This window comes from Streptomyces pactum (assembly GCF_002005225.1).
GTDB classification, from domain to species: Bacteria; Actinomycetota; Actinomycetes; order Streptomycetales; family Streptomycetaceae; genus Streptomyces; species Streptomyces pactum_A.
Genome location: NZ_CP019724.1, coordinates 6,815,647 through 6,827,299, shown reverse-complemented (window position 1 = coordinate 6,827,299; position 11,653 = coordinate 6,815,647). Strand labels below are relative to the sequence as shown.

At 70.4% G+C, this 11,653-nt stretch carries 11 protein-coding genes; all 11 read right to left on the bottom strand.

Features of this window, described 5'->3' with window-relative positions; all coding sequences use genetic code 11:
• Positions 1–236 precede the first annotated feature (236 nt).
• Positions 237–3,089: a DEAD/DEAH box helicase gene (locus B1H29_RS29380; protein WP_079160527.1), complete on the bottom strand. Its 2,853-nt coding sequence runs from the start codon at positions 3,087–3,089 to the stop codon at positions 237–239.
• 79 nt (positions 3,090–3,168) lie between these two features.
• The gene (gene tatC / locus B1H29_RS29375) at positions 3,169–4,116 is read right to left on the bottom strand and encodes a twin-arginine translocase subunit TatC (protein WP_055416058.1); all 948 of its coding nucleotides are present in this window, start codon (positions 4,114–4,116) and stop codon (positions 3,169–3,171) included.
• Between the two features lie 47 nt (positions 4,117–4,163).
• Positions 4,164–4,451 (bottom strand): Sec-independent protein translocase subunit TatA, encoded by a 288-nt coding sequence (tatA, locus tag B1H29_RS29370; RefSeq protein ID WP_055416059.1) that lies wholly within the window; start codon positions 4,449–4,451, stop codon positions 4,164–4,166.
• A gap of 226 nt (positions 4,452–4,677) precedes the next feature.
• A complete protein-coding gene (locus B1H29_RS29365; protein ID WP_055416060.1) occupies positions 4,678–4,872 on the bottom strand; it encodes a hypothetical protein in 195 nt (64 codons plus the stop codon).
• A gap of 10 nt (positions 4,873–4,882) precedes the next feature.
• Complete coding sequence (locus tag B1H29_RS29360) at positions 4,883–5,143, bottom strand: hypothetical protein (protein WP_055417654.1); 261 nt, start codon at positions 5,141–5,143, stop codon at positions 4,883–4,885.
• A 29-nt stretch (positions 5,144–5,172) separates the two neighbouring features.
• Entirely contained in the window at positions 5,173–6,225 is a 1,053-nt protein-coding gene (locus B1H29_RS29355; RefSeq protein WP_055416061.1) for a helix-turn-helix transcriptional regulator, read from the bottom strand.
• An 18-nt stretch (positions 6,226–6,243) separates the two neighbouring features.
• Positions 6,244–7,221, bottom strand: a complete 978-nt coding sequence (locus B1H29_RS29350) for a helix-turn-helix transcriptional regulator (RefSeq protein ID WP_055416062.1) — start codon at positions 7,219–7,221, stop codon at positions 6,244–6,246.
• A 137-nt stretch (positions 7,222–7,358) separates the two neighbouring features.
• Positions 7,359–7,730, bottom strand: a complete 372-nt coding sequence (locus tag B1H29_RS29345; RefSeq protein ID WP_055416063.1) for an FKBP-type peptidyl-prolyl cis-trans isomerase — start codon at positions 7,728–7,730, stop codon at positions 7,359–7,361.
• Between the two features lie 61 nt (positions 7,731–7,791).
• Positions 7,792–8,793 (bottom strand): FKBP-type peptidyl-prolyl cis-trans isomerase, encoded by a 1,002-nt coding sequence (locus B1H29_RS29340; RefSeq protein WP_055416064.1) that lies wholly within the window; start codon positions 8,791–8,793, stop codon positions 7,792–7,794.
• 145 nt (positions 8,794–8,938) lie between these two features.
• Positions 8,939–10,300 carry a Pup--protein ligase gene (gene pafA, locus B1H29_RS29335; RefSeq protein ID WP_055416065.1) on the bottom strand — a complete coding sequence of 454 codons (1,362 nt, stop codon included), beginning with the start codon at positions 10,298–10,300 and terminating at the stop codon, positions 8,939–8,941.
• Positions 10,301–10,309: 9 nt separating this feature from the next.
• The gene (locus B1H29_RS29330) at positions 10,310–11,569 is read right to left on the bottom strand and encodes an MFS transporter (RefSeq protein ID WP_055416066.1); all 1,260 of its coding nucleotides are present in this window, start codon (positions 11,567–11,569) and stop codon (positions 10,310–10,312) included.
• Positions 11,570–11,653: the final 84 nt, after the last annotated feature.

Below are 11,653 nucleotides of genomic sequence, written 5' to 3'. Positions count from 1 at the left end.
GGCGAGCTTAGTCCGGGGGGATCATCGCCGTGTCATATTCAGCAAGCACCTGAAACGGACACCGGGACTGGAGTAGTCTCGGGCCCATTTGCACGCCGGGGAGCCGTTCGAACACAGTGCGTAATTGGCGATGGGCGTACGAAACTCACTCACCGTGATGAGGGAAAGAGGCGCCGCGGGCACCCGTCAACGCGAGCGGGCCCGGCGGAATACCGCCGGGCCCGCGAGAAGAAGGGCTAGCCCACGGACGAGTAGGCGACCACCCCGCGCAGCAGTCCGTCAACCGCCTTGCGCGCGTTCTTCGGGACCGTCGAGCCCTCGCCGGGTGCGGCGGCCGAGATCTGGCCGAGGACGTCGATGACCTGCTTGCACCAGCGCACGAAGTCGCCGGCGGGCATCTCGACCTCGCGCAGCACCTCGTCGAGGCCCTTGCCCGACGCCCACATGTACGCGGCCCAGGCGAAGCCGAGGTCGGGCTCTCGCTGGCCGACGCCCTCGGTCTGGCTGATCCGGAAGTCCTCCTCCAGGGCGTCGAGGCGACCCCAGATGCGGACCGTCTCACCGAGCGCGGCCTTGGCCTTGCCCGAGGGCAGCTTCGGCGCCATCGCGTCGTCGGCGGCCCGGGACTCGAACACCAGGGCCGAGACGCAGGCGGCGAGCTCGGCCGGGGACAGACCCTCCCAGACGCCCTCGCGCAGGCACTCGCTGGCGAGCAGGTCCAGTTCGCCGTACAGCCGGGCGAGGCGCTTGCCGTGCTCGGTGACCTCGTCGCCGCGCAGGTAGTCCATCTCCGTCAGCAGCGCCACGATCCGGTCGAAGGTGCGCGCGATGGTGTTCGTCCGGCCCTCGATCCGGCGCTCCAACTGCGAGGTGTCACGCAGCAGCCGGTGGTAGCGCTCGGCCCAGCGGGCGTGGTCCTCGCGGTCGTCGCAGCCGTGGCAGGGGTGCGCGCGGATGTCCTTGCGCAGCCGGGCGATCTCCCGGTCGTCGGCGGCCTGGGAACGCTTCTTGCGGGCCCGTTCCGGCGGGATGTGCCCGGCCTTGGTGCGCAGCGCGGAGGCGAGGTCGCGGCGGGACTGGGGCGAGCGCGGGTTGAAGGACTTCGGGATGCGCATCCGCTCCAGCGCCTCGACCGGCACCGGGAAGTCCATCGACGCCAGCCGCTTGACCTGCCGCTCGGCGGTCAGCACCAGCGGGCGTGGCCCGTCGTGGTGCTCGAAGCCGCGGTGGCCGTTGGACCGGCCGGCCGGCAGGCCCGGGTCCAGCACCAGGGCGAGGCCCGCGTACTTGCCCGTCGGCACGTGGATGACGTCGCCCGGCTTCAGCTTCTCCAGCGCCACGGCGGCCTCGGCACGCCGCTGGTTGGCGCCCTGCCGGGCCAGCTCGGTCTCCCGGTCCTTCAGCTCGCGGCGCAGTCGCGCGTACTCCTCGAAGTCGCCGAGGTGGCAGGTCATGGAGGCCTTGTAGCCCTCGAGACCCTCCTCGTTGCGCTGGACCTGCCGGGAGATGCCGACGACGGACTTGTCCGCCTGGAACTGCGCGAAGGAGGTCTCCAGCAGCTCCCGGGAACGGTGCCGGCCGAACTGCTCGACCAGGTTGACCGCCATGTTGTACGACGGCCTGAAGCTGGAGCGCAGCGGATACGTGCGCGTGCCGGCCAGCCCCGCGAGGTGCTCGGGGTTCATGGCGCGCTGCCACAAAACGACGGCGTGGCCCTCGACGTCGATGCCGCGCCGGCCGGCCCGGCCGGTGAGCTGGGTGTACTCACCGGGGGTGATGTCGGCGTGCTGCTCGCCGTTCCACTTGACGAGCTTCTCCAGCACGACCGAGCGGGCGGGCATGTTGATGCCGAGGGCGAGCGTCTCGGTGGCGAAGACGGCCTTGACCAGTCCGCGGACGAACAGCTCCTCGACGACCTCCTTGAAGGTCGGCAGCATGCCCGCGTGGTGGGCGGCGATGCCCCGCTCCAGGCCCTCCAGCCACTCGTAGTAACCCAGGACGTGCAGGTCCTCGGTCGGGATGGAGGAGGTCCGCTCCTCGACCAGGGAGCGCACCCGCTCCCGCGCGTCCTCGTCGTTGAGCCGCAGCCCGGCGTACAGGCACTGCTGGACGGCGGCCTCGCAGGCGGCGCGGCTGAAGATGAAGGTGATCGCGGGCAGCAGGCCCTCGGCGTCGAGCCGCTCGATGACCTCCGGCCTGCTCGGCGTCCAGACACGGGAGCGCTGTCTGCGCTCGCGCTCCCGGTCGGCCTCCTTCATGGCACGACCGCGCCTGCGGTCCTGGTAGGACGGGCGGCTCGCCTCCAGGCGGGCCATGCGCGTGAGGTCGGGGTTGACGGCCTTCTTGTGACCCTCGCCCTCCTCGAACAGGTCGTACATCCGGCGCCCGGCCAGCACGTGCTGGAACAGCGGCACGGGCCGGTGCTCGGAGACGATCACCTGAGTGTCGCCGCGCACGGTGTCGAGCCAGTCGCCGAACTCCTCCGCGTTCGACACGGTGGCCGACAGTGACACCAGGGTCACGGATTCGGGGAGGTGGATGATGACCTCCTCCCACACGGCGCCGCGGAAGCGGTCGGAGAGGTAGTGCACCTCGTCCATGACGACGTAACCGAGGCCGAGGAGGGTCTGGGAGCCGGCGTAGAGCATGTTCCGCAGGACCTCGGTGGTCATCACGACGACCGGGGCATCGGAGTTCACGCTGTTGTCGCCGGTGAGCAGGCCGACCTTGTCCGTGCCGTAGCGGCGGCACAGGTCGGCGTACTTCTGGTTCGACAGCGCCTTGATGGGCGTCGTGTAGAAGCACTTCTTGCCCTGCTGGAGGGCGAGGTGGACGGCGAACTCGCCGACGATCGTCTTGCCGGAGCCGGTGGGCGCGGCCACCAGCACGCCCTTGCCCGTTTCGAGTGCCTGGCAGGCCTCGATCTGGAAGGGGTCGAGGCCGAAGTCGTACATCTCGCGGAAGGAGGCGAGCGCGGTGGCCTGCTCGGCAGCGCGCCGGCGGGCTGCCGCGTACCGCTCGGCCGGAGAGAGATCCTCTGTCATCGTGCTTTCGAGCGTACCGGGCCGCACTGACAACCGGACGATCATTATCGTGATCGGTCCCGTTGAGGACTCCGTGAGGGCTTGCTCGGGGCGGCGACGCGTGCCGTCACCGCCCCGCTGTGCCTCAGGTCACGTCGTCGTAGCCGTTGACCCGGTCCTTCGTGGCCTGTTCGGGCAGGGCGCGGGCGGTGGTCACGGGCTCGATCTCGCCGATGTCATCGGGGGCGAGGTCCAGTTCGGAGGCCTCGTCGTCGTCGGGCTCAAGGGCCTCACGACGGCGCCTGCGGCGGTCGTTCAGCAGGGAGACGCCGACCGCGACGAAGTACAGGACCCAGATCGGACCGGCCAGCCACATCATGGTCAGCGGGTCGGTGCTCGGCGTGGCGATGGCCGCGAACAGCGTGATGCCCATGATCATGCCGCGCCACCAGCCGAGCATCCGCTTGCCGGTCAGCGCCCCGGTGAAGTTGAGCATCACCAGCAGCAGCGGCAGCTCGAAGGAGAGGCCGAAGACGACGACCATGCGCGTGACGAGGTCGAGCAGGTCGTCCAGCGGAAGCAGGTTGTCGACGCCGAACGGTGTGAACTCGATCAGCACCTTCGCGGTGGTGGGCAGCACCACGTAGGCGAAGTAGGCACCGAAGAGGAAGAGCGGCGCGCCCGTGGCGACGAAGGCGTAGGCGTACTTCTTCTCGTTCTTGTGCAGGCCCGGGGCGACGAACGCCCACAACTGGTAGAGCCAGACCGGCGAGGCGAGCACGACACCGGCCATCAGGGACACCTTCAGCGCCAGGGTGAAGGGGCCCAGCAGACCGTTGATGGTGATCTGGGCGCACCGCTCGTCCTCGGGCAGCTTGGCCAGTTCCTCGAACGACTTCGGGCAGCCGACCGAGTCGAGGACCGGGTCGGTGAAGATGTTGATGATGTCGTTGTAGAAGAAGGCGGCGACGACGGTGACGGCGACGATGGCCAACAGCGCCTTCGCGAGCCGGTTGCGGAGCTCACGAAGGTGCTCCGCAAGGGGCATCCGCCCCTCCGGATCCTTCTCCTTGCTGCGGGCAGGCTTCAGCAACCCACGTTCCCATCTCGTGCGGCGGGCCGGAGGTCACCGGCCCTGCGTCAGCGCTTGGTCGTGTCCGTCGGCTCGGTGACCGGGCGGGAGCTGGTCACATCGCCGGGAGCCGCCTGGATGGTGCGCTGCGCCGCGGCCTGCTCGGGGTTGGGCGGGTCGGCGGGAGCGGAGTCGTCGGACTTGCTCTCGCTCTTCATCGCCTTGGCCTCGCTCTTGAGGATGCGCGCCGACTTGCCGAGCGACCGCGCCATGTCCGGAAGCTTCTTCGCGCCGAACAGCAGGATGATGACGACGAGGATGAGAATGATCTCGGGGGCTCCGAGCCTTCCGAACATAAGTCTTTACCTTCTCACCGAGGCGGCTGGGTGGGGGTGCTGTCCGACCGGTCGAACATAGGTCCGATCGATCGTCTTGTGCAGCGATCGTAACGCTCAGGGGTAAACGTGAGGCAATCCCCGTGCGTACTCCCGTCCGCGACCGGGCCTCGTTTTCCGGGCCGCGAGCAGCAGCGTACCTTCAGGGGCACGCGGGGTGACAGGGCGAAGCGCCCCGGAACGCGGCTCACAGGGCGTCCACGGCGCGGGCGGCGCTCTCGGTCGCCCGCTCCAGATCCTCCGCGGCCCGGCTGATCCGGTCGGCCGAGTCCGTCACCTGCCGGCCCAGACGCCGCGCCTCCACGAACACCTGCACGGCGAACACCGCGAGCACGGCGAGACCCACAAAACCCACGGCAACCGCGAACATCGGCCAGAACATGACGCCGAGCCTAGACGGTGGAGTGCAGCCGCAGGGTCCTGACCCCGCCGCCGGTGAGCAGCTCCACGACCCGCTCCCCCGCCGGCTTGCGCACGGCGGACCCGCACTCGGGGCAGGTGAACGAGTAGAACGTGGTCCGGCTGGTGGCGCCGATGGCGAGGCGCAGGGCGCTCGCGGCGAGCTCGAAGCGGCCCCGGCACTCCGGGCAGCCGGCCTTGAACACGACCGGGGAAACGCGCCGCATGCCGGCGAACGCGGACGCCGCCGTCATGCCCGGCGCACCCGGCCCCACGGACTCGCTCACAATCCTCGCTCCTGCCTGTCGTGCCCTTGCGGCCCCTCGCCCGGCCCGTCGTGCGCCCCGACCGCCTCCATGCCGTCGTAGGCCGCCAGCGCCTCGCGGGCCGCCTGCCGGGCGCTGTCGGCGAGTCCGGGCGGGGAGACGATACGGCCGTCGCGCCCGAGCCGCAGGCCCAGCCGCCGCAGGGACGCGGGGTCGGGGGTGCGCAGGGTGATGCGCAGCCCTCCGTCGGCCAGCTCCTCCGCGCTGTCGTGCGGGTAGTACTCGGCGACCCAGCGTCCGCCGGGGCCGACCTCCACCACGACCTCGGGGTCCTCGGCGGCGGGCTGCACCAGCCCCTCCGACAGGTCCCGCAGCTCCACCTCGGGCGGCGCGGACGGCTCGTCCAGGATGCGGATCTCGGCGACCCGGTCGAGGCGGAAGGTGCGCCGGGCCTCGGAGCGGCGGCACCAGGCCTCCACGTACGTGTGCCCGACGCTGACCAGGCGGATGGGGTCGATCTCGCGCTCGGTGACCTCGTCGCGGGCCGGTGAGTAGTAGCGGATCCACAGCCGTCGGCGCTCCGAGATCGCCCGGTCGACGTCGGCGAAGACACCGCCCTCGGACTCGAAGGTGACGGACAGGCGCGAGCTGGCGCCCGCGGCCTCGCCGGCCGAGGTCTCCACCTTGGCGGTCGCCCTCAGCAGCGCCTGCCGGTCACTCTCGCGCAGACCGGGCAGGGTCGCCACGGCCCGGGCGGCGACGAGCAGCGCGGTGGCCTCGTCGGCGGCGAGCCGCAGCGGCTCGGCGGCGTCCGCGCCGAGGGCGGCCGGGTTGTGCCACCAGATGCGCTCGCCGTCGGTGTCGATGTCGAGCAGGTCGCCCCCGCGGAAGCTGGTGCCGCACATGGGCAGCACGTCGAGGTCGGAGACCAGCTCGTCCTCGGTGATGCCGAAGGCGCGCGCGACGTCCTCGACCCGGGCGCCGGGGCGCTCCCGCAGATACGTCACCAGGGACAGCATCCGTCGGGTCTGGTCGATGGCGTTCACGGGCCTGACCGGTTTGCCTGCCACTTTGTTGTCCGCTCCCCCTCAGCCCTTGGCCACGGCACGCAGCCGGTCCACCACGTCCGCACGCAGCTCCACCGGCTCCAGCACCACCACGTCCGGCCCGAACTCCACCAGCCAGGCGTCCAGGCCGTGCCCGTACGGAATCTCCAACTCGTCCCAGCCGTCACCGAGTTCCCGGACACCGGTGGCCTTCGCCCGAAGGGGGTACCCCGCGCCCGTACGCAGCCGGATCAGCGCGGAACGGTCGGCGGTCTCCCCCGCCCAGCTCGCGACCGTCTCGCGGACGGTGACGACATCGGGCACGGGCGCGGTGAACCGCGCGCCGCGCGAGCGCACCCGGCCCGTGATCCGGGACAGCCGGAAGACCCGCTCGGCACCGCGGTCGCGGTCGAAGCCGGCCAGGTACCAGTGGCCGCGCCAGCACTCCAGCGCCCACGGTTCGACGTGGCGGGGCTCGGGTTGGGCGGCGTTGGCCTTGCGGTAGTCGAAGACGACCGGCCGGCGGTCTCGGCAGGCCAGCATCAGCGGCTCGAACGCGGCCTCGTGCACCGGGATGCGGGGCTCCAGCGCGCTGTGCGCCTCGTACGGGTCGACGTCCTCGGGCAGCCCGGCCGCGCGCAGCTTCTGCAGCGCGCCGCTCGCGGCGCCGGCCAGTCGGGCCTGCTGCCACACCTTGGCGGCGAGCCCGAGCGCGGCGGCCTCCTCGGCGTCCAGGGTGATGGGCGGCAGGCGGTTGCTGTCGCGGCGGGCCAGGTAGCCGACCTCGCCGTCGAGGCTCTCCACGGTCTCGATGACGAGCCCGAGTTCTCGCAGGTCGTCCTTGTCCCGCTCGAACATGCGGTTGAACGAGTCGTCGGAGCCCGCCGCGCCCTGGCCCGGCCTGGAGGCCTCTACATATGCCTCGATGGAATCGCGCAGCTCGCGCTTGCTGAGTGGCCGCCGAGTCCCGAGCAGACACAGCGCCAGGTTCATCAGCCGCTCGGCCTTGGCAATGGCCATCGACGCCCTTCTCCCTATGGTGCTTACGACGGATGACCGTACCGCTCCCCGGTGGCCCGGCAAAAGCCGAGGGCCCATGCCCGGACAGGCATGGACCCCGGATGACCGGCTCTGATCGCCGTCCCTTCGGACTTCGATCAGACTCCGAGCAGGTCGACCACGAAGATCAGCGTCTCGCCGGGCTTGATCGCCGGGGTCGGGCTCTGGTCGCCGTAGGCGAGGTGGGCCGGGACGGTGAGCTGGCGGCGGCCGCCGACCTTCATGCCCTGCACGCCCTGGTCCCAGCCGGCGATGACGCGGCCGCCACCGAGCGGGAAGCGGAACGGCGTACCGCGGTTCCAGCTGGCGTCGAACTCCTCGCCCGTGCTGAACGCCACGCCCACGTAGTGGACGGTCACGGTCTGACCGGCCTGCGCAACCGGGCCGTCGCCCTCCCAGATGTCCTTGATCTCGAGGTCCGCCGGGGGCTCGCCGCCCGGGAAGTCGACCTCGGGCTTGTCGATGCTCACGTGTTTCAGCTCCTGCTTGTCTGCGGAAAGGCAACGGCCCAAGTCTTACATCTCCGGGGCGTCACATCTTCGCCAGGATGTCGACGGAGAAGACCAGAGTGGAGTCCTTCTCGATGCCGCTGCCCTCCGGCGGGCTGTCGCCGTACCCCAGGTCCGGCGGGATGACGATGAGGACGCGGCTGCCGACCTTCTTGCCGGTCAGGCCCTGCGACCAGCCCTTGACGACCTGCTGGAGCGAGAACGACGTGAGCTGCTTCCTGCCGTACGTCGAGTCGAACTCCTTGCCGCCGTCCCAGACCACGCCCTTGTACTGCACGAGCACACTGTCCTGGGCGTCGACCTCGGCGCCGTCGCCCTCGAGGACGTACTCGGCCGCGAGCTTCTTCGGCGCGTCGGACTTCGGCACCTCGATGGCGGGCGCCTTGCCGTCGGTGTTGGTGCCGACCTTGGGCAGGGCGGCGTCGTCCTGGGGGACTTCCTTGCCCTTGGCGGAGCTCTTGGCGTTGAAGGTGTCCTGCACGTCGACCACGAACACCAGCGTGTCGGAACCCTTGATGCCCACCTGCTCGTTGCCCTGCTCGCCGTAACCCCAGGTGGGCGGTACGGAGAACTGGACGCGGCTGCCGGTCTTCTTGCCGATGAGGGCGTACCGCCAGCCGTCGATGACGCCGCCCTGGGCGAGCTGGATGACCAGGGGGGTCTTGCGGTCGTAGGAGTTGTCGAAGACCTTCGCGCTCTCCCAGATCTGGCCCAGGTAGTTCGCCGACACGAAGTCGTTCTCGGCGACGGCCCTGCCGCCACCGGCGATGACCGTCTTGACCGCGAGGTCCTTGGAGGGCTCGCCGCCGCCCTTGGCGACGGTCGGCTTCTCGTCGAACTTCGTCCCCGCGGTGATCGCCGGCAACGGGCCGTCGACGATCTTCGGCGGCGGTGCCGACGTGGCCGACGCCTCGGGCGTCGCGCTGTCGCCGGCGCTGCTCGATCCGGAGTCGTCGCCGTCACCGCATGCGGCGAGCGTGACCAGTCCGGCGGGGACGGCGATGAGGAGTGAGCGTCGGCGCACGGTGGGGGCCTCGTATCGGTATCGGTCGGTCCTGGGGAAGTGCGCGCAACTCTACGGCGTGAGACGGGCACCGTACGGCTAACGTACGGTGCCCGTGTGGCGTTCCGCCCTTTCGTGCGCAAACGCGTGTCCCACCTCGTCCGGCTCACATACCGGCGATCAGCTTCTCCACCCGGTCGTCCACCGAACGGAACGGGTCCTTGCACAACACGGTGCGCTGCGCCTGGTCGTTGAGCTTGAGATGGACCCAGTCGACGGTGAAGTCCCGGCGCTGCTCCTGGGCCCGTCGGATGAAGTCGCCGCGCAGCCGGGCCCGAGTGGTCTGCGGAGGCACGGACTTGCCCTCGAAGATCTTCAGGTCGTTCGCGACCCGGGCCGCCTGGCCCTTCTTCTCGAGCAGGTAGTACAGGCCACGACGGCGGTGGATGTCGTGGTAGGCGAGGTCTATCTGCGCGACCCGCGGGTGCGACATGGTCATGTTGTGCTTGGCCCGGTACCGCTCCAGGAGCTTGTACTTCATGACCCAGTCGATCTCGGTGTCGATGCGGTCGAGGTCCTCGGCCTCGATGGCGTCCAGGGTGCGGCCCCACAGCTCCAGCACGCGCTCGACGGTGCCGGTGCGGATGCCGCGGCGCTCGCAGAAGTCCACGGCCTTCTCGTAGTACTCCCGCTGCACCTCCAGCGCGGACGCCTCCCGGCCGCTGGCCAGGCGCACCTTCCGGCGACCGGTGATGTCGTGGCTCACCTCGCGGATCGCCCGGATCGGGTTCTCCAGGGTGAGGTCGCGCATCACCGTGCCCGCCTCGATCATGCGCAGCACCAGGTCGGTGGCGCCGACCTTGAGCAGCATGGTCGTCTCGGACATGTTCGAGTCGCCCACGATGACGTGCAGGCGCCGGTAGCGCTCGGCGTCGGCGTGCGGCTCGTCGCGGGTGTTGATGATGGGCCGGGAGCGGGTGGTCGCCGAGGAGACGCCCTCCCAGATGTGCTCGGCCCGCTGGCTGACGCAGTACACGGCGCCGCGCGGTGTCTGCAGCACCTTGCCGGCGCCGCAGAGCAACTGCCTGGTCACCAGGAACGGGATGAGGATGTCCGCGAGCCGCGAGAACTCCCCGTGCCGGGCCACGAGGTAATTCTCGTGGCAGCCGTAGGAGTTGCCGGCGGAGTCGGTGTTGTTCTTGAAGAGGTAGACGTCGCCCGCGATTCCCTCCTCGTGCAGGCGTCGTTCGGCGTCCACCAGGAGTCCTTCGAGAATGCGCTCGCCCGCCTTGTCGTGGGTGACGAGTTCGATCACGTTGTCACATTCGGGTGTGGCGTATTCCGGATGTGATCCGACATCGAGATAGAGGCGGGCCCCGTTGCGCAGAAAGACATTGCTGCTGCGGCCCCATGACACGACACGGCGGAAGAGGTACCGCGCCACCTCGTCAGGCGACAGGCGGCGCTGTCCCCTGAACGTGCACGTGACGCCGTACTCGTTCTCCAGCCCGAAAATGCGGCGGTCCATGACTGAACATTACGCCTGATGACCCGAACTGAAACGGGGTTCGACGGCACGGTTTGGATCATTTTCCGATGAAGCCGCAACCACCGCCGCCCTGGCGGGAGCTGCGAGGACCCGGCCCGTGCACGCCAGCACGAGCAGGGACACGGCCCCGGCCGCCCCGGGCACCGCGAACCCCCACAGCGCCCCGCCGTGCTCCACGACGGGCCCCGTGAGGCCCGTGCCCACCGAGGCACCCACGGTGAACGTCGTCACCAGCCACGAGAACGCCTCCGTCACCGTGCCGCGCGGCGCGTGCAGGTCGACGAGGACGAACGCGCAGGCGATGCACGGCGCCAGGAAGACCCCGGCCACCACCGTGAGCAGCACCATGGCGACCGCGCCCGGCATCAGCGTCAGCGGCAGGTAACACACCGCCAGCAGGGCCACCAGCACCCGCAGTCGCCGCGCCGGGTCGCCGCTCCACTGCCTGGCCCCGTAGACGGCCCCGCCGACGAGCGCGCCGAGCCCCAGGGCGGCCATCAGCCAGCCGTAGACGGCGTCGCCGCCGTGCTCGTCGGCGTAGGGCACGGCGGCGACGGTGATGGACCCGAGCGCCATCCCGACGAACAGGAAGGCGCCCAGCAGCGCCAGCAGCCCGGACGAACGCAGCGCCCCGAGCCAGTGCGCCTCGCGCGGCGCCGACCGCCAAGCGCGCGAGGGGGGCGACGCGACCACGGACAGAGCACCCAGCACACCCACCGCGTTCAGCACGAGCAGGGCGACCAGCGGCGACCACAGCGACACGCACACCGTCACGAGCAGCGGCCCGACGGTGAACATGACCTCCTGCGCGATGGCGTCCATGGCGTACGCCGTGTGCACCTGGTCCTCCTTGCGCAGCACGCTGGGCCACAGTGCCCGCAGCCCGCCCTCCAGCGGGGGCGTGAACAGTCCCGCGGCCCCCACGGCCGCGTACGCGAGCGCGACCGTCCCGGTACCGGCGAAGGCGAACACGCCCATGGCCAGCCCCGACACCACGGCGGCCGGCAACTGCACGCGCGGCTGCCCGTGCAGGTCCACCAGCCGCCCGAGCACCGGCTGCCCCACGGCGTTGGCGACCCCGTACACGGCGGCCAGCGCTCCCGCGAGGCTGTACGAACCGCCCTCGGCCCGCACGAACAGCACGATCGCGATCGCCGCGGTGGCGTTGGGCAGCCGGCCCACGAGCGTGCCGACGAGCAGCCGGACGGCATGCCGCGCCCGAAGAATGTCCAGGTACCCGGCGACCACGGCCCACCCCTTCTCCGAACCAACCGACGAGGTTTTACGTATAACTTCCTTCGTCATACGTACCATGTCGGCTGTTCACGAGTC